The sequence below is a fragment of the Streptomyces sp. NPDC045956 genome (assembly GCF_056430705.1).
In genome coordinates this window covers 82254-102432 of record NZ_JBWKKZ010000017.1, presented here as the reverse complement: position 1 = coordinate 102432, position 20179 = coordinate 82254, and the positions used below count along the sequence as shown (strand labels likewise).

At 72.6% G+C, this 20179-nt stretch carries 18 protein-coding genes and 2 tRNA genes; 14 read left to right on the top strand and 6 right to left on the bottom strand.

Annotated features, from left to right (window positions below):
- The first annotated feature begins 179 nt into the window (after positions 1-179).
- The 3 genes from AC07FV_RS33390 to AC07FV_RS33380 all read left to right on the top strand — a co-directional run bounded on the left by AC07FV_RS33390 (position 180) and on the right by AC07FV_RS33380 (position 2183).
- Positions 180-270 (top strand) — tRNA-Ser (locus AC07FV_RS33390).
- Between the two features lie 203 nt (positions 271-473).
- Positions 474-546: transfer RNA gene (locus AC07FV_RS33385), tRNA-Arg, on the top strand.
- 149 nt (positions 547-695) lie between these two features.
- Positions 696-2183 (top strand): peptidoglycan D,D-transpeptidase FtsI family protein, encoded by a 1488-nt coding sequence (locus AC07FV_RS33380; RefSeq protein WP_479091387.1) that lies wholly within the window; start codon positions 696-698, stop codon positions 2181-2183.
- Between the two features lie 49 nt (positions 2184-2232).
- Here the strand turns inward: AC07FV_RS33380 and AC07FV_RS33375 are convergent, their stop codons facing one another.
- Positions 2233-2625 (bottom strand): winged helix-turn-helix transcriptional regulator, encoded by a 393-nt coding sequence (locus tag AC07FV_RS33375; RefSeq protein ID WP_479091385.1) that lies wholly within the window; start codon positions 2623-2625, stop codon positions 2233-2235.
- A gap of 138 nt (positions 2626-2763) precedes the next feature.
- Here AC07FV_RS33375 and AC07FV_RS33370 point away from each other — a divergent pair, with 138 nt between their 5' ends.
- The 9 genes from AC07FV_RS33370 (at position 2764) to AC07FV_RS33330 (ending at position 13526) form a co-directional block, all read left to right on the top strand.
- Positions 2764-3180, top strand: a complete 417-nt coding sequence (locus tag AC07FV_RS33370; RefSeq protein WP_479091383.1) for a hypothetical protein — start codon at positions 2764-2766, stop codon at positions 3178-3180.
- A 76-nt stretch (positions 3181-3256) separates the two neighbouring features.
- Positions 3257-4138 carry a DUF2797 domain-containing protein gene (locus AC07FV_RS33365; protein WP_479091382.1) on the top strand — a complete coding sequence of 294 codons (882 nt, stop codon included), beginning with the start codon at positions 3257-3259 and terminating at the stop codon, positions 4136-4138.
- A 72-nt stretch (positions 4139-4210) separates the two neighbouring features.
- Positions 4211-5116, top strand: coding sequence for an amidohydrolase family protein (locus AC07FV_RS33360; protein ID WP_479091380.1), 906 nt, complete (start codon positions 4211-4213; stop codon positions 5114-5116).
- Between the two features lie 98 nt (positions 5117-5214).
- On the top strand, positions 5215-5955 hold the full coding sequence (locus AC07FV_RS33355; RefSeq protein WP_171991118.1) for a response regulator transcription factor: 741 nt from the start codon (positions 5215-5217) through the stop codon (positions 5953-5955).
- A complete protein-coding gene (locus AC07FV_RS33350; RefSeq protein ID WP_479091378.1) occupies positions 5952-7526 on the top strand; it encodes a sensor histidine kinase in 1575 nt (524 codons plus the stop codon). Before AC07FV_RS33355 ends, AC07FV_RS33350 begins: the two co-directional genes overlap by 4 nt.
- A 14-nt stretch (positions 7527-7540) precedes the next feature.
- Positions 7541-8923: a bifunctional glycosyltransferase family 2/GtrA family protein gene (locus AC07FV_RS33345; RefSeq protein WP_479091376.1), complete on the top strand. Its 1383-nt coding sequence runs from the start codon at positions 7541-7543 to the stop codon at positions 8921-8923.
- A complete protein-coding gene (locus tag AC07FV_RS33340; protein ID WP_479091374.1) occupies positions 8920-11058 on the top strand; it encodes a glycosyltransferase family 39 protein in 2139 nt (712 codons plus the stop codon). The genes AC07FV_RS33345 and AC07FV_RS33340 overlap by 4 nt, the downstream gene beginning before the upstream one ends.
- A 68-nt stretch (positions 11059-11126) precedes the next feature.
- Positions 11127-12632, top strand: coding sequence for an MFS transporter (locus AC07FV_RS33335; RefSeq protein ID WP_479091372.1), 1506 nt, complete (start codon positions 11127-11129; stop codon positions 12630-12632).
- A 135-nt stretch (positions 12633-12767) separates the two neighbouring features.
- Positions 12768-13526, top strand: a complete 759-nt coding sequence (locus AC07FV_RS33330) for a TetR/AcrR family transcriptional regulator (protein WP_479091370.1) — start codon at positions 12768-12770, stop codon at positions 13524-13526.
- 75 nt (positions 13527-13601) lie between these two features.
- On the opposite strand, the gene AC07FV_RS33325 is transcribed toward AC07FV_RS33330, so the two are convergent.
- Together AC07FV_RS33325 and AC07FV_RS33320 are read right to left on the bottom strand one after the other, a co-directional pair.
- Positions 13602-14072, bottom strand: coding sequence for a PPOX class F420-dependent oxidoreductase (locus AC07FV_RS33325; RefSeq protein WP_479091368.1), 471 nt, complete (start codon positions 14070-14072; stop codon positions 13602-13604).
- A gap of 9 nt (positions 14073-14081) precedes the next feature.
- Positions 14082-14489 (bottom strand): STAS domain-containing protein, encoded by a 408-nt coding sequence (locus tag AC07FV_RS33320; RefSeq protein ID WP_479091366.1) that lies wholly within the window; start codon positions 14487-14489, stop codon positions 14082-14084.
- A 262-nt stretch (positions 14490-14751) separates the two neighbouring features.
- Here AC07FV_RS33320 and AC07FV_RS33315 point away from each other — a divergent pair, with 262 nt between their 5' ends.
- Positions 14752-15459 carry an ANTAR domain-containing protein gene (locus AC07FV_RS33315; RefSeq protein ID WP_479091415.1) on the top strand — a complete coding sequence of 236 codons (708 nt, stop codon included), beginning with the start codon at positions 14752-14754 and terminating at the stop codon, positions 15457-15459.
- An 18-nt stretch (positions 15460-15477) separates the two neighbouring features.
- Entirely contained in the window at positions 15478-16179 is a 702-nt protein-coding gene (locus AC07FV_RS33310; protein WP_479091365.1) for a GAF and ANTAR domain-containing protein, read from the top strand.
- Here AC07FV_RS33310 and AC07FV_RS33305 read toward each other — a convergent pair.
- The 3 genes from AC07FV_RS33305 to AC07FV_RS33295 form a co-directional block, all read right to left on the bottom strand.
- Entirely contained in the window at positions 16162-16983 is an 822-nt protein-coding gene (locus AC07FV_RS33305) for a YceI family protein (RefSeq protein WP_479091363.1), read from the bottom strand. The genes AC07FV_RS33310 and AC07FV_RS33305 overlap by 18 nt on opposite strands.
- A 109-nt stretch (positions 16984-17092) precedes the next feature.
- A complete protein-coding gene (locus AC07FV_RS33300; protein WP_479091361.1) occupies positions 17093-19567 on the bottom strand; it encodes an MFS transporter in 2475 nt (824 codons plus the stop codon).
- A gap of 85 nt (positions 19568-19652) precedes the next feature.
- The gene (locus AC07FV_RS33295) at positions 19653-20153 is read right to left on the bottom strand and encodes a MarR family winged helix-turn-helix transcriptional regulator (RefSeq protein ID WP_479091360.1); all 501 of its coding nucleotides are present in this window, start codon (positions 20151-20153) and stop codon (positions 19653-19655) included.
- Positions 20154-20179 lie beyond the last annotated feature (26 nt).

Genomic DNA, 20179 nt, shown 5'->3' with positions numbered 1-20179 from the left:
GCCCTGACTAACGCGCCGGCCCGCCGTTCGTTGCGCGGCCGTCCGTGGACCGCACCGCAACGGCTTTGCCCCGCGGCCCGCCCGCCTAGTACCGTGGGGGTCGATTGGTGACAGCGCGCTCGACTGTGTCATCATCGGCACGCGCCACTCGCGCTCGCACGCGAGAGGTGATGTTGTCTGGAGGCGTCGCCTAGTCCGGTCTATGGCGCCGCACTGCTAATGCGGTTTGGGTCTTAAAGCCCATCGAGGGTTCAAATCCCTCCGCCTCCGCACGATCACCGAAGCCCCGGCCCACACGGCCGGGGCTTCGGTGCTGTCCGGGGTCCCCGCTCGACGTCCTTAAGGGCGTTTTCGCAGCTCACAAGGGGTGGGGCTAACGGATTTCACATGACGGCGGCAGTCATGTAATGTTCTTCCTGTCGCCGCGAACGGGCCGGAAGGAACGGGAGCGGCGGTAAAACTGAACAAGACAAGCACTCGTAGCTTAACGGATAGAGCATCTGACTACGGATCAGAAGGTTGCAGGTTCGAATCCTGCCGAGTGCACATCTTCCAGAGGCCCCGTCGAGCAGTCGACGGGGCCTCTGGCTTTTCGCCACCCGGATGAACGGCCTCCGTGACTGTGTCTAGGGTGTGCCCATGTTGCGAGGACGCGTCTTCATATCCGTCCGGCCGAGTCTCGACGGGGGAAACCGGTGAACAAGCCACTGAGGGCCGTGGCGATCTTCTGTGGGCTGCTGGTGCTCGGTCTGCTGATCCGCGCGAACTGGCTCCAGTACGTCCGGGCGCCGGAGCTGGCCTCCGACACCAAGAACCGGCGGGTGCAGATCGAGCAGTTCGCCACCCCGCGCGGGGACATCGTCGTCGGGGGCCGGGCCATCACCGGCTCCACCGAGGTGAACGGCACCGACCTCAAGTTCAAGCGCACCTATGTCAACGGGCCGATGTACGCGCCGGTGACGGGGTACGCGTCGCAGGCCCAGGGTATGACGCTGCTGGAGAAGACCTACGACGGCATCCTCACCGGCAAGGACGACCGGCTGGCGTTCCAGCGGTTCGCCGACGTCGTCAGCGGTGAGGGCCGGCGCGCCGGTTCGGTGGTCACCACCATCGACCCCAAGGCGCAGAAGGCCGCCTGGGACGGGCTGACCGACCTGAAGGGCGCGCGGGGCGCCGTGGTCGCGCTGGACCCGCAGACCGGGAAGGTGCTGGCGCTGGTCTCGGCGCCCTCCTACGATCCGTCGGCGTTCGCGGGCAGCACCTTCAAGGAGTCCGACCGCTTCGTGGCGCTGGACAAGCAGAAGAACAAGCCGCTGGCCAACCGCGCGCTGCGCGAGACCTACCCGCCGGGCTCCACCTTCAAGATCCTCACCGCGGCCGCCGCGCTGGAGCACGGGATCGTCAGCGACGTCGACGCCCGCACGGACGCCGCCTCCCCCTACCAGCTGCCGCAGGCCAGCAACAAGATCGGCAGCGAGGCCGGCGACGCGGTCTGCAACAAGGCCTCGATGAAGACCGCCATGCAGTACTCCTGCAACAACGTCTTCCTGGACGCCGCCTCCAAGCTGGGGCAGGACAAGATGCGCGAGACGGCGCAGAAGTTCGGGTTCAACGAGAACGTCTACTCCGAGGACTTCGGCGATCTGCTCGCCACCAAGAGCCTCTACCCGGAGGACCTCGACGCGCCGGGCACCGCGCTCACCGGCATGGGGCAGGGCAGCCTGACCAGTACGCCGATGCAGATGGCCCTGGTCACCGCCGGGCTGGCCAACGACGGCAAGGTGATGCAGCCGTACATCGTCGACGAGGTCAAGGGGCCGGATCTCGGCACGCTGGAGAAGACCGAGCCCAAGGTGATGAGCGAGGCCGTCTCCGCCGAGACCGCGCAGAAGGTCCAGGAGATGATGGAGTTCACCGCCAAGGAGGGCAGCGCCCGCCGCGCCCAGATCGACGGCATCACGGTCGGCGGCAAGACCGGCACCGCGCAGCGCGGTGTCGACGTCAACGACGAGGTGCCCTACGGCTGGTTCGTCTCCTACGGCAAGAAGGACGACGGGTCCTCGGTCGCCGTGGCCGTCTTCATCGACCCGACCGACATGGACATCTCCCGTGAGGACATCTCCGGTGGCGGTCTCGGCGCGCCCATCGCCAAGAGCGTCATGAAGGCGGTCCTGCAGCAGTGACGCGGCCGAGGGCGGCGGCGCGCCGGGTACGCCCGGCGCGCCGGGCGCCTCAGGCCTTCGCCGCGTCGTAGGCCGCGCGGGCCCGCTCGACGGCCGCCATCCGCCGCTCCGTCCACAGCGCGAGGTCCCGCACCTGTTCGGCGGCCTCCCGGCCCAGCTCCGTGAGGGAGTAGTCCACGCGGGGCGGGATCACGGGTCTGGCGTCCCGGTGGACCAGGCCGTCGCGCTCCAGCGTCCGCAGGGTCTGCGCCAGCATCTTCTCGCTCACCCCGCCGATCTCCCGGCGCAGTTCGCTGAAGCGGTACGGGCGGTCGAGCAGCGCGATCAGGACCAGGGTGCCCCAGCGGCTGGTGACGTGTTCCATGAGCAGGCGCTCGGGGCACATCGTCACGGCATCGGCGGCGCGTGCGCGGTTCACGAGGGTCGTCCTGCTGTCGTCCATGTTCGTACCCTACGCACGGGTGGGTACTTTCGGTAGGAAAGTGCATTTTCCGGCCAGCCGAGACGGCCCTTTTCGATCTACTGTTCGTCCGCGGCCCCCTTGTACGGTGATCGCTGTCGATCAGGGGGAGGACACGACATGCGTGGATTCGTGCGGGCGACGGCCATCGCCGGAGCGCTGGGAACGGCGGCTCTGCTCGCGGTGCCGACGGCCTCGGCCGCCTCGGGGCAGCGCGCGGCGGCGCCCGAGTGCGTCACCGACGCCCAGACGCACAAGTACGGCAAGGGCGAGATCAAGATCTGCGTCGAGAACGGGCAGGCCCGGGTGACCGGCTGGCTCGAGGATCTGCTGCCGGGCGGCGGCTGGGGAGCCCCGGACGGTGGCTGCGTCATCTGGTGGGTCACCTTCCGGACCGCCTCGGGCACCGAGCTGGAGGGTTCGACCATGGCCTGCCCCCACTTCGGGGGCGCCGCCTACAAGGAGTTCGACTACGACAGCGACGTCCAGAACGTCACCGGGGTGGAGAAGCTGACCCTGGGGACCGCCTGGGCCTGACGCACCTGCTGTCCGGTACGACGCCCCCCGGTTCGCCGGGGGGCGTTGTCAGTGGTGGCCCGTAGTCTCGACGGCGATGGCACAGGCGTGGAAGTGCGCGGGGCTGCGATGGGCGGCGGACGGCCCCGTGCTGCGGTGGGTCGGCGGGCGGGGCAGTGCGCTGACCCGGGGGAAGCGGGTGGCCTTCGCGGTCGCCGAAGGGGGTGTGCGGACGTGCACGGGAGCGCGGGGGCACGCGTGTCCGGCCGGGGCCGCGGTGCCGGGGCGGAGCACGGGGGCGCGGTGCGAGGAGTGCGCGCGGCTGGACCGGGCGCACTCCGTGGCCGCCGACACGATCGCGGACGATCCGCGGCCGTACCGCGTGTACCTGGCGTGGTTCGGGCCGGGCCTGGTCAAGGTGGGGATCACCGCGTACGCACGGGGAGACGCCCGGCTCCTGGAGCAGGGGGCCGTGTGCTTCAGCTGGCTGGGCCACGGGCCGCTGATGGCCGCGCGGCGCACCGAGGAGCTGCTGCGGGCCGCGCTGCGGGTGCCCGACCGTATCCCGTACGCCCGCAAGCGAGCGGTGCGGGCGGGGCTGCCCGAGTCCGAGGCGGAGCGGCTGTCCGAGATCGCGGAGCTGCACGCGCGGGCGGTGGGGCTCGGTGGCTGGGCTGAGTCGCTGACGCCGGAGCCGTTCCGGGGCGTGGACCACGCGGAGGTGTTCGGGGTCGCGGGGGCGGGACCGGGGCCGGCCGCGGTGGCGGAGGTGGCCGAGCTGGTGGCGGGCGGGGCGGTCGGAGGTGAGCTGGTGGCGGCCGCGGGCCCGGATCTGCATCTGTCGACGGAGCGCGGGGTCGTCGTGCTGGACACGCGGCTGATGACCGGGTGGGAGCTGGTGCCGGCCGGCGGCGCGCCGTGTGCCGTGCCCGTGCGGGATCTCAAGGGAGCGGCCGGAGTACAGGACGGGCTGTTCTGACCTCGCGCCGGATCCTCGGTTCTCCCTCGCCCCCCTCTTGTCCCCGGGCGCTGCGGGGGCGATCGTGGCCGCATGAGTGATCACGAGGCCGGACGGGTGCGTCGGTTCTGGGAGGGGCTGGGGCTGCCCGGACTGGTCGACGTGCACACGCACTTCATGCCCGAACGCGTGCTGCGCAAGGTCTGGGGCTACTTCGACGCCCTGGGACCGCTGACCGGCGGCGTCGAGTGGCCGATCACCTACCGGCAGGAGGAGGACGAACGCACGGCGCTGCTGCGGCGGTTCGGGGTGCGGGCCTTCACGGCCATGCTCTATCCGCACAAGCCGGGCATGGCCCGCTGGCTGAACGGCTGGGCGGTGGACTTCGCCCGCCGGACGCCCGACTGCCTGCACACCTCCACGCTCTTCCCCGAACCGGGAGCCGGGAGTTACGTCCGGGAGGCCGTCGAGGCGGGCGCGCGGGTCTTCAAGGCCCACGTGCAGGTGGGTGCGTACGACCCGGCCGACGAGCTGCTCGACGAGGCGTGGGGGGTGCTCGCCGAGGCGGGGGTCCCCGTCGTGATCCACTGCGGGTCCGGGCCCGCCCCCGGCAAGCACACCGGGCCCGAGCCGATCGCACGGGTACTGGCGCGCCACCCCCGGCTGCGGCTGGTCGTCGCGCACCTGGGGATGCCCGAGTACGAGGACTTCCTGGACCTCGCCGAGCGGTACGGCGAGGTGCGGCTGGACACGACGATGGCGTTCACCGACTTCAGCGAGCGGCTGGCGCCCTTCCCGCGCCGGGCGCTGCCCCGGCTGGCGGACGTCGGCGACCGCGTGCTGCTCGGGTCGGACTTCCCCAACATCCCCTATCCCTACCTGCACCAGCTGCACGCGCTGGAGCGGCTGGAGCTGGGGGACGACTGGCTGCGCGGCGTGTGCCACGACAACGCGGCACGGCTCTTCGGGCTGCCGGAACCCGACCGGGCGGGAGTCTGAGGCCCGGCGGCGGTACCTGAGAGCCCCCTGTGGGTTTCTCAGGGAAATCACAGCCAGGGAAAAGGGTGCTCTCAGAGCACCCCGACATCGTGTCCAGTATGACCACGATCTCGCCCCAGGGGCGCACCGAACTGCTGAGGCCGGACGGGAGCCCCGTCCGGGTGCTCGTGGTGGACGACGAGCTGTCCATCACCGAGCTGCTGTCCATGGCCCTGCGCTACGAGGGCTGGCAGATCCGCAGCGCCGGGGACGGGCACGGTGCCGTCCAGGCCGCGCGGGAGTTCCGGCCCGACGCCGTCGTGCTGGACATGATGCTGCCCGACATGGACGGCCTGAGCGTGCTGGGGCGGCTGCGCCGCGACCTGCCGGACGTGCCGGTGCTGTTCCTGACCGCGAAGGACGCGGTCGAGGACCGGATCGCCGGGCTGACGGCCGGCGGGGACGACTACGTCACCAAGCCGTTCAGCCTGGAGGAGGTCGTCGCCCGGCTGCGCGGACTGATCCGGCGCTCCGGCGCCGCCGACCGGCGCTCCGACTCCGTGCTCGTCGTCGGCGACCTCACCCTCGACGAGGACAGCCACGAGGTCACCCGGGGCGGCGACGGCATCCACCTCACCGCCACCGAGTTCGAGCTGCTGCGCTTCCTGATGCGCAACCCGCGGCGGGTGCTGAGCAAGGCGCAGATCCTGGACCGCGTGTGGTCCTACGACTTCGGCGGTCAGGCCAACGTGGTCGAGCTGTACATCTCGTACCTGCGCCGGAAGATCGACGCCGGGCGCGAGCCGATGATCCACACCCGGCGCGGTGCCGGCTACCTGATCAAGCCCGCCGTCTCATGAGCCGGCGGCGACGACCGCGGCCGCGGACCCTGCGGACGCGGCTCGTCGTCGCGTCCGTGGCGCTGATCGCGGTGGTGTGCGCGGTGATCGGCACGGTGACGACGGTGGCGCTGCGCTCGCACCTGTACGAGCAGTTGGACACGCAGGTCGGCGAGGTCGTGCGGCGCGTGTCCGGCTTCGGGCCGCCGGGCGACCCCGGGCCCGGCGGCGGGGTGAAGCAGCGGATGGACCTCGCCGAGTTCGTCACGCACGGCGGCCCGCAGCCGCGCGACACGATCGTCGCCGAGACGCGGGACGGGGCCGTCGTCGACGCCAAGTACGGCGAGAAGGACGACGAGAGCACGGACCCCAGCAGGACGACGGCCGTCTCCCTCGACGAGACCCAGCGCACCGCGCTCGCCTCCGTCCCCCGCGACGGCGACGCGCACACCGTCGGGGTACCCAGCCTCGGCGACTACCGCGTCGAGTACCACGACGGCTACTACGCCGCCCTGCCCACCGCCGACGTCACCGAGACCATCAACACCCTGATCCTCGTCGAGGCCAGCGTCACCGCCGCCGGTCTCGTCGCCGCCTCCCTCGCCGGAGCCGTCATCGTCGGCGTCGCCACCCGCCCCTTGCGCCGGGTCGCCGCCACCGCCGGCCGGGTCTCCGAACTCCCGTTGCACGCGGGCGAGGTGAACCTCGACGAACGGGTACCGGAATCCGAGTGCGACCCGCACACCGAGGTCGGCCGGGTGGGCGCCGCGCTCAACCGGATGCTGAACCACGTGCACGGAGCGCTGCACGCACGGCAGGAGAGCGAGACGCGGGTACGGCAGTTCGTCGCCGACGCCAGCCACGAGCTGCGCACCCCCCTCGCCTCCATCCGCGGGTACGCCGAACTCACCCGCAGGGGCCGGGAGGAGGTCGGCCCCGACACCCGGCACGCGCTGGGCCGGATCGAGTCCGAGGCCGGACGGATGACGCTGCTGGTCGAGGACCTGCTGCTGCTGGCCCGCCTGGACGCCGGACGGCCGCTGCGGTTCGAGCGGACCGACCTCGTACCGCTGGTCGTGGACACCGTGAGCGACGCCCGCGCGGCCGGGCTCGACCACGTCTGGCGGCTCGACCTGCCCGAGGAACCCGCGCTGGTCTCGGCCGACGCCGCCCGGCTCCAGCAGGTGCTGGTCAACCTGCTGGGCAACGCCCGCACCCACACCCCGCCCGGCACGACCGTCACCGCGCGCGTGCGGCGCCGCGGCGCGTGGCTGTGCGTGGACGTGGAGGACGACGGGCAGGGCATACCGGCCGCGTTGCTGCCGCGCGTCTTCGAACGGTTCGCGCGCGGCGACTCGGCACGGTCCCGGGCGACCGGCTCGACGGGCCTCGGGCTCGCCATCGTGCAGGCGGTGGCGAGCGCGCACGGTGGTGCCGTGACGGTCGGCAGCGTGCCCGGACGGACGGTCTTCACCCTGCACCTGCCCCCGCTCGCACCGGACGGGCCGGCCGGCGGGGGCGGCGAGGACGACGGCCGGGGCCACTCACAGGCACGGCACAGTCTCACCACACGGGTGCGACAGGGGACTTGAGAAGAGTCGGTCCCATGCGAACCGACTCTTCTCCCGGCTCCCTGCCGGCGCGGGAGCACCTCCCGGCCGCAGGAGCCGGTACGCCTGTCCTGGACGTCGTGGTCCCCGTCTACAACGAGGAGAAGGACCTGAGGCCGTGCGTCCTGCGGCTGCACGCCCACCTCACCCGGACGTTCCCCTACGCCTTCCGCATCACGGTCGCGGACAACGCCTCCACGGACGCCACCCCGCACGTCGCGGCCCGGCTCGCGGCCGAACTGGCGGAGGTCGTGTCCGTACGGCTGGAGCAGAAGGGGCGGGGCCGGGCGCTGCGCACCGTCTGGTCGGCCTCGGACGCGCCCGTCCTCGCCTACATGGACGTCGACCTGTCCACCGACCTGAACGCGCTGCTGCCGCTGGTCGCCCCGCTGATATCCGGGCACTCCGACCTCGCCATCGGCTCCCGGCTCGCCCGCAGCTCGCGGGTGGTGCGCGGCGCCAAGCGGGAGTTCATCTCCCGGTCCTACAACCTCATCCTGCGCGGCTCCCTCCAGGCCCGCTTCTCCGACGCCCAGTGCGGCTTCAAGGCGATCCGCCGGGACGTGGCCCAGGTGCTGCTGCCCCTGGTGGAGGACACCGGCTGGTTCTTCGACACCGAGATGCTGGTGCTCGCCGAACGGGCCGGCTGCCGTATCCACGAGGTGCCGGTCGACTGGGTCGACGACCCCGACTCGACCGTGCACATCGTGCGGACCGCGACCGAGGACCTCAAGGGCGTCTGGCGGGTCGGCAGGGCCCTGGCCACCGGTTCGCTGCCGCTGGACCGGCTGGCCCGGCCCTTCGGCGACGACCCGAGGGACCGGGAGCTGACGGACGTACCGCAGGGCCTGGCCCGGCAACTCGTCGGCTTCTGCGTCGTCGGTGTCCTGTCCACCCTCTTCTACCTGCTGCTCTACAGCGGCTTCCGGCCCTTCTGCGGCTCCCAGACCGCCAACGCGCTGGCCCTGCTGGTCTCGGCGGTCGCCAACACCGCCGCCAACCGGAGGCTGACCTTCGGGGTGCGGGGCCGGGCCGGCGCCGCACGGCACCAGGCGCAGGGGCTGGTCGTCTTCGGCATCGGTCTCGTCCTGACCGCCGGTTCGCTCGCCGCGCTGAACGCGGCGACCGCCGACCCGGACCACTCCACCGAGCTGGCGGTGCTGATCGCCGCCAACCTGGCGGCCACCGTGCTGCGGTTCCTGCTCTTCCGCGCCTGGGTGTTCCCGGACGCGCCGCCCACCGTGCCCGCGGTGACCCCGGAGGCGCCCCGCGCCGCGCCCGCGCCCCCGGTCCCGGACGCGGGCCGCCCGTGGAGCGAGGCCACCGTGCCGCTTCGGCCGGCCCACCCCGCCGACACGCACCCGAGGGACGGACGATGACGACGCACCTCGACCGGACGACGGACGCGGAAGCCGAGCGCCCCCCGGGCGGGACCGCGCCCGGGGCACCTCGGCGGCTGCGGCGGCTGTGGCGGGGCCGCCCCGAGGACCCCCGCTGGGCGCGCCCGGCCTTCCTCGGGCTGCTCCTCGCCACCGCCCTGCTGTACCTGTACGGCCTGAGCGCCTCCGGTTACGCCAACTCCTTCTACTCGGCGGCCGTGCAGGCGGGCAGCGAGTCGTGGAAGGCGTTCTTCTTCGGTTCGCTCGACGCCGCGAACGCCATCACCGTCGACAAGCCCCCGGCCGCGCTGTGGCCCATGGCCCTGGCGGTACGGGTCTTCGGGCTCGGCTCGTGGTCGATCCTGGTCCCCGAGGTGCTGATGGGCGTCGCGACGGTCGCCGTCGTGTACGCGGCGGTGCGCCGCCGGTTCACTCCCGCGGCCGGGCTGATCGCCGGTGCCGTGCTGGCGCTGACGCCCGTCGCAGCGCTAATGTTCCGGTTCAACAACCCGGACGCGCTGCTGGCGCTGCTGATGTCCGTCGCCTGCTGGCTGGTCGTCCGCGCGCTGGAGGACGGCCGGACCAGGTGGCTGGTGTGGGCGGGCGTCGCGATCGGCTTCGCGTTCCTGGCGAAGACGCTCCAGGCATTCCTGATCCTGCCGCCGCTCGCCGTCGTGTACGGCCTCTGCGCGCCGGTGCGGCTGCGGAAGCGGCTGGGGCAGCTGGCGTCGGCGACCGGCGCGATCGTCGTCTCCGGCGGCTGGTGGGTCGCGGTCGTGGAGCTGTGGCCCGCGTCGTCGCGGCCGTACATCGGCGGCTCGCAGAACAACAGCTTCCTGGAGCTGACCTTCGGCTACAACGGCCTCGGCCGGCTCAACGGCGAGGAGACCGGCAGCGTCGGCGGCGGGGGCGGCACGGGCGGCGGGGGCCAGTGGGGCGAGACCGGCTGGGACCGGATGTTCGACTCCGAGATCGGGGGCCAGATCTCGTGGCTGCTGCCGGCCGCCCTGATCCTCCTCGTCGCGGGGCTCGTCGCCACGCGGCGCGGCGGCCGTACCGACCCCGCCCGCGCGGCCTTCCTGGTCTGGGGCGGGTCGCTGCTGACGACCACGGCCGTCTTCAGCTACATGGCGGGCATCTTCCACCAGTACTACACGGTGGCCCTCGCGCCCTACCTGGCGGCCGTCGTCGGCATGGGCGCCGCGGTGCTGTGGGAGCGGCGCGAGCGGATCTGGGCGTCCCTCGTCCTCGCCACCGCCGTCACGGCGACCGCGGCCTGGGGGTACGTCCTCCTCGGCCGCACGCCCGACTACCTGCCCTGGCTGAAGTGGCTGGTCCTCGTAGGGGGCCTGGTCGCCGCTCTCGGGTGCGTCTTCGTCGGGCGGCTGGGGCGGCGGACCGCGCTCACGGTGGCGGGGCTGGGCCTGGTGGCGTCGCTGGCCGCGCCCACCGCGTACACGCTGAGCACCGTGCGGGAGGGGCACAGCGGCTCCATCGTGACCGCCGGTCCGGCCGGCGCGAGCATGATGGGGGGCCCGGGCGGCGGTGGCGGTGGCGGTGGCCGGGGGGCCTTCCCCGGCGGCGGGACCGCGCCCGGCCGGGGTCAGGGCCAGGGCGGCCCCGGCAACGGCGGCCTTCCCGGAGGCGCACCGGGCCAGAACGGCCAGACGCCCCCGACCGGCCGGACGCCCCCGACCGGCCGGACCGGCGAAGGCGGCCCCATGGGCGGGGGCGGCGGTGGCATGGGCGGCCTGCTCAACGGCGCCCAGGTCGGTTCCGAGGCCAGGGAACTGCTGGAGGCGGACGCCGACCGCTACACCTGGGTCGCCGCCGCGATCGGTGCCCAGAACGCCGCGAGCTACCAGCTCAGCACCGGCGACCCGGTGATGGCGATCGGCGGCTTCAACGGCACGGACCCCTCTCCGACGCTCGCCGAGTTCAAGCAGTACGTGGCCGACGGGGAGATCCACTACTTCGTCGGAGGCGGAGGCGGCGGAGGCGGCGGAGGCGCCACGGGCGGCACGGGCGACGACTCCGGCACCTCGGCGCAGGTCACCTCATGGGTGGAGGCCACCTTCCAGGAGGTCACGGTCGGTTCGGCCACCTTCTACGACCTCACCCGGCCGAACACCTGACCCCGACCTGACCCCGACCCCGACCCGTCTGCTGTACAGCGTATGGGAGCCCTTATACGCTGTACAGCATGACGACGTCCTCCCCGGAACAGGAAGAAGGGCGGGCCCAGACCCCGCCCCCCGTCCAGGGCCACCCGCAGCGCTGGCTGATCCTCGGAGTCATCAGCCTCGCCCAGCTGACCGTGGTGCTGGACAACACGGTGCTGAACGTGGCCATCCCCTCCCTCACCGACGAACTCGGCGCGGCCAACTCCGACATCCAGTGGATGATCAACGCCTACTCCCTGGTGCAGTCGGGCCTGCTGCTCACCGCGGGCAGCGCGGCCGACCGCTACGGCCGCAAGAAGATGCTGGCGGCGGGCCTCGCCCTCTTCGGCCTGGGCTCGCTGGCCGCGGGTCTCGCGGACACCACCGGCCAGCTGATCGCCGCGCGGGCCGGCATGGGCGTCGGCGGCGCCCTGTTGCTGACCACCACGCTCGCCGTGGTCATGCAGATCTTCACGCCCGAGGAGCACGCCAAGGCGATCGGCATCTGGAGTGCCGTCAGCGCGCTCGGCTTCGCCTCCGGGCCGCTGATCGGCGGTTTCATGCTGGACCACTTCTGGTGGGGCGCGATCTTCCTGATCAACCTGCCGGTCGTGGCCCTCGGGCTGGTCGCCGTCGTGACCCTGGTCCCCGAGTCGCACAACCGGCAGGGCGACCGCCCCGACCTCCTGGGCGCCGTACTCTCCACGATCGGCATGGCCGCGCTGGTCTTCGCGATCATCTCCGGGCCCGAGCACGGCTGGACGTCCGGCCGGGTCCTGACCACGGCGGCCGTCGCGGTGGGCGTGCTGGCCCTCTTCGCGTACTGGGAGAGCCGCATCCCGTACCCGATGCTCGACCTGGCCTTCTTCCGCAACCGGCAGTTCACGGGCGCGGTGGCCGGGCTGGTGCTGATCACCTTCGGCATGGGCGGCGCGCTGTTCCTGCTCACCCAGCACCTCCAGTTCGTGCTCGGGTACGGCCCGCTGGAGGCGGGGCTGCGGACCGCGCCGCTGGCCCTGACGGTGGTGCTGCTGAACTTCTCCGGGGTGGCGGCGAGGTGGCTGGCCAGGCTCGGCACGCCGGTGGCGGTGCTGCTGAGCATGGTGCTGATGTCGGCGGGCCTGGTGGCCATCGCCACGCTCACCGGCGAGGGGTACGCCGGGACACTGCTCGGCCTGCTGCTGATCGGCGTCGGCTGCGCGCTCGGCAACCCGGCCATGGCCCACGCCATCATGAGCGCGATCCCGCCGGCCAAGGCCGGGGTCGGCGCGGGCGTCAACGGTACGTTGGCCGAGTTCGGCAACGGGCTGGGCGTGGCCGTGCTGGGAGCGGTGCTGAACTCGCGGTTCGCGGCGCTCGTACCGGTGACGGCGGCGTCGCTGCCCGCGGCGCTGGCCTCGGCCCGGGGGGAGGCGGAACGGGAGCGGGTGATCGACGCGTTCTCCGCGGGGCTGGAGAGCAGCCAGTTGGTGGGGGCGGTGGCCGTGCTCCTCGGCGGGGTGTTGGCGGCCGTACTGCTGCGGCGGGCGGAGAAGGACGGTGCCTAAGGGCCCGGGTGGTGGGGTAGGGGTGCCGCAGCGGGCTCGTCGTGGCTGGTCACGCCGTTGTCGGCGTCCCTGACGGGGCACCTGGCGGGGCACCTGGCGGGTCCGGCGGGCGAGGGGTCGAGGAGAAGAGCGCAGATGACCGAGGCAGGACGGCAGAGGCCGCGGGCCAGTGTCTGGCTGGCGGGCGAGGACCGTCGTGGTGGACGGCGCGGTGGGCAGCCGTCCGGACTGGACCGGGAGCGGATCACCGCGGTCACGGTCCGGCTGCTGGACGCCGAGGGCCTCGCCAAGTTCTCCATGCGCCGTCTGGCCGCCGAGCTGAACGTCACCGCGATGTCCGTCTACTGGTACGTCGACACCAAGGACGAACTGCTCGAACTCGCCCTGGACGCCGTCTTCGGCGAGCTGCGCGAACCCGGCCCGGAGACCGGCGCGGACTGGCGCGCCCGGCTGCGCGCGCTGGCCCGGGAGAACCGCCGGCTGCTGGTGCGCCACCCCTGGCTGTCCCAGCTGACCGGCACCTACCTGAACATCGGGCCGCACTCGATGGCCTTCTCCCGGTCGGTGCAGGAGGTGATGCGCCTGAGCGGCCTCCCGCCGCACCGTCTGACCGGCGCCATCTCCGCCGTCTTCCAGTTCGTCTACGGCTACGGCACGATCGAGGGCCACCTCCTCGCCCGCGCGGCGGCCACGGAGAGGAGCCCGGACGACTACTTCCGGGACTCCATGGAGGCGGCGGCCGAACTGCCGTACAGGACGGAGGTCGTCGAGGAGTCCCGGGCCATCATGTCGGCCCGCGGCGGCGACACCGTGGAGGAGATGCTGGACCGGGACTTCGAGTTCGCGCTGGACCTGCTCGTGGCGGGCATCGAGGCGATGGTCGAACGCGGGTGACCGGTCCCCGGCCCGACCCCGGCCCCCACCGCCCCGGCCCCGGCCTCCGCCCGCGCGTCAGCAGCCGGACGCGCGTCAGCCGTCGGACGCCGCCCGCGCCGGGAAGCCGCCCGTGGCCACCGGGCCCCACGTCTCCGGCGTCACCCGGATGATCGACTTGCCCTGCTCCACCATGGCCCGCCGGTACTCGTCCCAGTCGGGGTGCTCGCCGGCGATGTTGCGGTAGTACTCCACGAGCGGCTCCACGGAGTCCGGGGCGTCGATGACCTCGGCGGTGCCGTCGATCTGGACCCAGGGGCCGTTCCACTCGTCGCTGAGCACGATGAGGCTGACCCGGGCGTCCCGCTTCGCGTTGCGCGTCTTGGCCCGCTCCGGGTACGTCGAGACGACGATCCGGCCGGAGTCGTCGACCCCGCAGGTCAGCGGCGACCCCTGGGGACCGCCGCCGGCCCGCCGGGTCAGCAGGACCGCCCGGTGCCGGGGACGTACGAAGTCCAGCAACTCGTCGAGGGACACACGGGTGTTCGTCGCGATGTTCGGTGCCATGCGGCCAGCCTAGGCCGCTGCCCCGCCGCACGCCCCGCCGCCGGGCCCCCGCGCCGCACCGCTGTGCGGACGCAGCGCCTCCGCGAGGTTGTCGTACACCGGCACGTCCCGGCGCAGGCCGGACAGCTCCAGGACGCGGCTCGGCACACCCTCCCGGGCGGCCACCACCCGCAGCTCGGCCCGGCCGTGCAGGCGGGCGCGCACCTCGGAGAGGAGGCGGATGCCCTGGGAGTCCATGAAGCGGGTCGCGGTCAGGTCCAGTACGAGGGTGTGCAGGGCGCCGGAGTGGTGGTCCACCGCCGCCATGATCATGGGCAGCAGTCCCTCGGCATTGCAGTAGTCGATTTCCGGGGGCAGGTCCAGTACGGCGTGACCGCGCGGATCGCACGGCTCGCAGGAACGGGGGAGGAGGGGCACAGCAGTCACCTGGCAGACGTCCGTCTTGCTTCCGGCTAGGCCTCTTCCTGACCCGTTCCCCTCATTCCACCACGCCGCCGACGGGACGCGTAGGGCGCCTGCCCGGTCCGTCGCCCGGGCGTCACCGGAGCGCAACCAAGCAGCTAGAGTGCTGTCCGTCCTGTGCTCGCAGTCAGGAATGTGCTGCGGAGCTCTCCTGCGCACGGTCGCCAGACCGTGCACGCCGAAGAGGTTCGTGGTGGCTACGTCCGAATTTACTGATTTGCCGCGTTTTCCGGTGGGCTTCGAGCTGGCCGAAGCGCTGACGGCGGCGGCTCGGCAACTGCACGCGACGGCCACCCCCGACAAGACCCTGAGCACCGCGGTCGAACTGACGGTGCGCCTGCTGCCCGGCGCCGAGCACGCGGGCATCTCGGAGATCCAGCGCGGCAGCCGCTTCCGCACCCTCGCCTGGACCGACGAGGCCGTACGCTTCGCCGCCGAGTCCCGGCCCGGCGGCCGCGAGCCGCACCCCGACTGGGACCGCCTGTGGACCGCGCCGGTGGTGCGTACGGACGACAGCGAGGCGGACGGCGGCGGCAACGCCCTCTCCCGCCTGGGCCTGCGCTCGGCGCTCTCGCTGCGGCTGCGCGCCGACCGGCGCCGCCTGACCGTGCTCACGGCGTACGCCCGCAAGCCCCAAGCCTTCGACGAGTACGCGACCCGCCTCGGCCGGCTGTTCACCGCGCACGTCAGCCTCGCCCTGGACGCGGCGACCGTGCGCGAGCAGCTCACCGAGGCCATGCGTACCCGGGACCTGATCGGCCAGGCCACCGGCATCCTCATGGAGCGCCTGGACATCGACGCGGCCGGTGCCTTCGACTCCCTGGTCAAGGCCTCGCAGTGGGAGAACGTGAAGCTGCGCGACCTCGCCCGGCGCATCGTCGACGCGAACACGGGTTCGGGTGGGCGAGGCGTCAACGAGCGATGAGGGGATATCCGTACGGGCATGACCCAGGAGATCCCCGACACGCTGGACCAGGCCATCGCCCGCAGCCAGGGTCTCGACCCGCTGCTGCGTGACCTGACCGACCGCGCGGTCGCGCACGTGCCCGGTGCCGACGCGTGCTCCGTGACGGTGCGCCGAGCCGACCGGCTGATGACCCTGGCGGGCAGCTCGGGGCTGCCTGCCGGACTGGACCTGCGGCAGTACGAGAACGGCTCGGGCCCCTGCGTCGACGCGGCCGAGACGGGTGAGACGCAGTACTCCCCCGACCTGGCCGCGGAGACCCGCTGGCCCACGTACACGGAGTACGCGCTGGCCACCGGGGTGCGCTGCGTACTGGCGCTGCCGCTGCCCGTCCGGGGCGAGACGGGAGCCGCGCTCAACCTCTACGGCCTGGAGCCGGAATCGCTGGCCGAGGGACGCGAAGCGGCCCGCACCTTCGCGGTGCGGGCCGCGGACGCCGTGAACGAGGCCCTGCGCCTGGAGCGGCAGCAGGCGTCGGCGGCCGACGTGCGCACCGCCCTGCTCTCCCGCAGCGTCATCGACCAGGCGGTCGGCATCCTGATGGCCCGGGAGCGGATCGACGCGCACCACGCCCTGGACCGGCTGCGGCGGGCCTCGCAGCACACCAACGTCAAGCTCCGGGACCTGTGCGACGAGCTGGTGGCCCGGGCGTCCGGCGGGGCGTCACGCCGTCGGCAGTGACTCCCCCTGGACCGCCTGGATGTCCAGCTCGACCCTGAGGACCGTGCCGATGGCGGCGATGCCGGCCTGGAGGACCTGGTTGTAGTTCATGGCGAAGTCCTCCCGCCGCAGCTCCGTGACCGCGCGGAACGCCGCCCGGGTGCCGCCCCACGGGTCGGCGCCGGTGCCGAGGTAGGACAGGTCCAGGTCGACCGGGCGGACCACGCCGTGCAGGCCCAGCTCACCGTGGACGGTCCAGCGGTCCCGGCCGGCCTGCGTCACGCCCGTGGAGCGGAACGTGATGTCCGGGAACCGCTCGACGTCCAGGAAGTCGCCGGAGCGCAGGTGGGTGTCGCGCATGCCGTTGCCGGTGTCGATCGAGGCGGCCCGGATCACCGCCTCCACCCGGGACTTGGTGACGTCGTCCGGCGCGATCTCCACCACGCCGGAGAAGTCCGTGAACCGGCCGTGCACGCTGGAGATGCCCAGGTGCTGGGCGACCGCGGCCACGCTGGAGTGCGCCGGGTCGATGGTCCACGGCCCGGGCGGCGGCAGTTCGGTGCCGCCCTGGCGGGCCAGGGTCACGGTGCCGACCTCGGCCCGGCCGCTCGCGGTGACGATCGCGCTGGACGCGGCGGGCGCGTAGCCGACGGCCGTGACGATGACGGTGTACGCCCCCGGCGTGAGCGGGGTGGTGTCCCGCACGGCGCCCTCGGTGTCCGCCTCCGCGCGCAGCACCTGCGCGCCGGTCATGTCGGTCACCGTGACGACCGCGTGCGACACGGCCCATCCGTCCCGCGTTCGGATCCTCGCGGTCAGTCCCATCCCGTTTTCTCCCTGCAAAGGCTCAGAAAGTGGTCGTGAAGAAGCCGGCCCGTGGTGGGCGTGCGCACCTCCGCTCAGAGCGCGCACGCCACCACGGGCCGGGGTCTCGCTACTCGCCGGGGTGGGCGAGCTCGATGTCGTGGCCGTCGGCACCCGGGCCGGCGACCGTCAGGGCCGTCGCCACCGGCGGGTAGCCGGTCGCGATGACGGTGTACTCACCGGCGTCCAGGTCGGTGAAGGCGTACGCCCCGTCCGCGCCGGTGGTGGCCGTGCCGACCACGTTGCCCGCCGCGTCGACCAGGGTGACGCGGGCGTCGGCCAGCGGGCCGTGCGGGGCCCGCACCACGCCCTGGACCTGCGCGCCGGCCTGGAGGTCGACCTCGACCCGGGTGACGCCGGTGCCGCCCACCTCGACGGGCAGGGCGCGCGGCCGGTAGCCGGCGGCGTTGACCGCGACGGTCACCGTGCCCGGCACCAGCTCGGCGAAGGAGAACTCGCCGGCCTCACCGGTGGCGGCGGTGGCCAGCAGGTCCCCGCGCACATCGGTCACGATCACCATCGCGTCCTTGACCGGCAGCCCGTTCTCCACGGCCCGGACCAGGCCGTTCAGCCCGCTGGTGCCGCTGAGCAGGATGTCGTACGCGACCGGCTCGTCGTTCACGACGATCGTCGAGGCCTGCGGCTGGAAGCCGTCGGCGGAGGCGATCAGGACGTACGAACCCGCGCTCGGCGCGTCGATCCCGTAGGAGCCGTCGGCCTGGGCGACCGAGCGGCCCAGCTGCCGGCCCGCCAGCGAGATCAGCGTGACGGCGGCCTGCGGGACGGGGGCGGACTCGGCGCCGCGGACGAAGCCGCGGACCGCGATGCCGCCGGAGACGGGCGCCTGCGGTGCGCCGGAACCGGTCGCCGTGGCGACGGCGGCGAGGCGCTGCGTGGCCGTGTCCCGGGCACCGGCGTCGGTGGAGGAGACGGCCGCCGCGACACCGGCCGGGACCGGCGCGTCGGTGACCCGGGCGGCCTCGGACGGAGCCGGGGCCGCGGGGGAGGCGGTGCCGGCCGAGGCCTCGGCGGCCTGGGCGAGTGCGCCGGAGGTGCGCAACGGGACCTCCTTGATGAAGAGGGTGACGAGGAACGCCAGCAGGGCGATCGGGGCGACGATCAGGAAGATGTCGGCGATGCCGTGCCCGTAGGCGCTCTCCAGCCACTCGCGGATACCGGGGGGCAGCAGGTCCATGTCGGGGATCGCGCCGCTGCCGGAGGCCTTGGCGGCCGCCGCCTGCTCCTGCGGGCTGAGCGAGCCGATGGTGTCCGAGGCGTAGTGGCTGATCCGGGTCGACATCACGGAGCCGAGCACCGAGACGCCCACCGCACCGCCGAGGGACCGGAAGAAGGTCACGACCGAGGAGGCCGCGCCCAGGTCGCTCGGGGCCACCTGGTTCTGCGTGCACAGCACCAGGTTCTGCATCATCATGCCGACGCCGAGGCCCATCAGCGCCATGTAGATCGCGATGTGCCAGTAGGGGGTGTCGTAGCGCATGGTGCCGAGCAGGCCGAGGCCCGCCGTCAGCAGGACGCCGCCGGCCAGCAGCCAGCCCTTCCACTTGCCGGTCTTGGTGATGATCTGACCGGAGAGCGTCGACGAGACGAACAGGCCGCCGATCATCGGGATGGTCATGACGCCCGACATGGTCGGGGACTTGTCCCGGGCCAGCTGGAAGTACTGGCTGAAGTAGACGGTGCCCGCGAACATCGCGATACCGACGAACAGCGAGGCCAGCGAGGCCAGCGTGATGGTGCGGTTGCGGAACAGGCGCAGCGGGATGATCGGCTCGTCGGCCTTCGACTCGACGAGCAGGAAGAGCAGCGTCAGCACGATCGCGCCGCCGACCATGGCGCCGGTCTGCCACGACATCCAGTCGTACTTGTCGTCCGCGAAGGTGACCCAGACGAGCAGCAGGCAGACGGCCGCCGTGACGAAGAAGGCGCCGGCCCAGTCGACCTTGACCTTCCGCTTGACCACGGGCAGGTGCAGCGTCTTCTGGAGCACGATCAGCGCGAGGATCGCGAAGGGCACGCCGACGTAGAGGCACCAGCGCCAGCCGAGCCAGCTGGTGTCGGTGATGACACCGCCGAGCAGCGGACCGCCCACGGTCGCGACCGCGAAGGTGGCGCCCAGGTAGCCGGAGTAGCGGCCGCGCTCACGCGGGGAGATCATCGCGGCCATGATGATCTGCGCCAGGGCGGACAGACCGCCTGCGCCCAGGCCCTGGATGGCCCGCGCGGTGATCAGCATCGCCGGGTTCTGCGACAGGCCGGCCACGACGGAGCCGATGACGTAGACGATCAGGGCTATCTGGACCAGGGCCTTCTTGCTGACCAGGTCCGCGAGCTTGCCCCACAGGGGGGTGGAGGCGGTCATCGTCAGCAGCGAGGCGGTGACGACCCAGGTGTAGGCGCTCTGGCCGCCCCCGAGGTCACCGATGATCTCGGGCAGTGCGTTGGTGACGATGGTCGAGGACAGGATGGCGCAGAACATGCCGAGCAGCAGCCCGGACAGCGCTTCCATGATCTGCCGGTGCGTCATCGGAGCGTCTCCGGTGGAGCCTCCCCCGTGCTTGGCATGAGCCCGCACACCGGCTGGTGTGGTCGTTGCCATGGACTTCCTTTGCTTACGTGGTGATCGCGGGTGTACGGGTGGTCTTCTCGACCTCGGTCGGTGCGGCGGCCCGTGTCTGGGGCGCGCGGCAGTCGTCGAAGCTCGCCCTCAGCCTGGTCATGAGCCGGGTGAGCTGGCCGACCTCCTCGTCGGTCCAGTCGCCGAGGCGGTGGGCCAGCAGCTGCGTCGTCCGCTCGGACAGCTCGTCCAGCTGGGCCTGGCCCTCGGGCGTCAGGCGCAGGATGCGCGAGCGCTTGTCCGCCGGGTCGGGGGAGCGTTCGATCCAGCCCCGGTCGGCGATGTGCGCGACGTGGCGGCTGGTCACCGACATGTCCACGGCGAGCAGCTCCGCGAGCTTGCTCATGCGCATGTCGCCATGGCGGCCCAGCAGCGTCAGCACGGCGGCGGAACCGCCGGGACACTCGGCCGGCAGGATCCGGCTCATCTCCCGTTTCACGGCGCCGAAGGCGCTGAACTGGCGGATCAGCTCCTCGTACTGCGCCCTCTCGGCCATGCGCACCTCCCGCTTTGTTGCTTAGG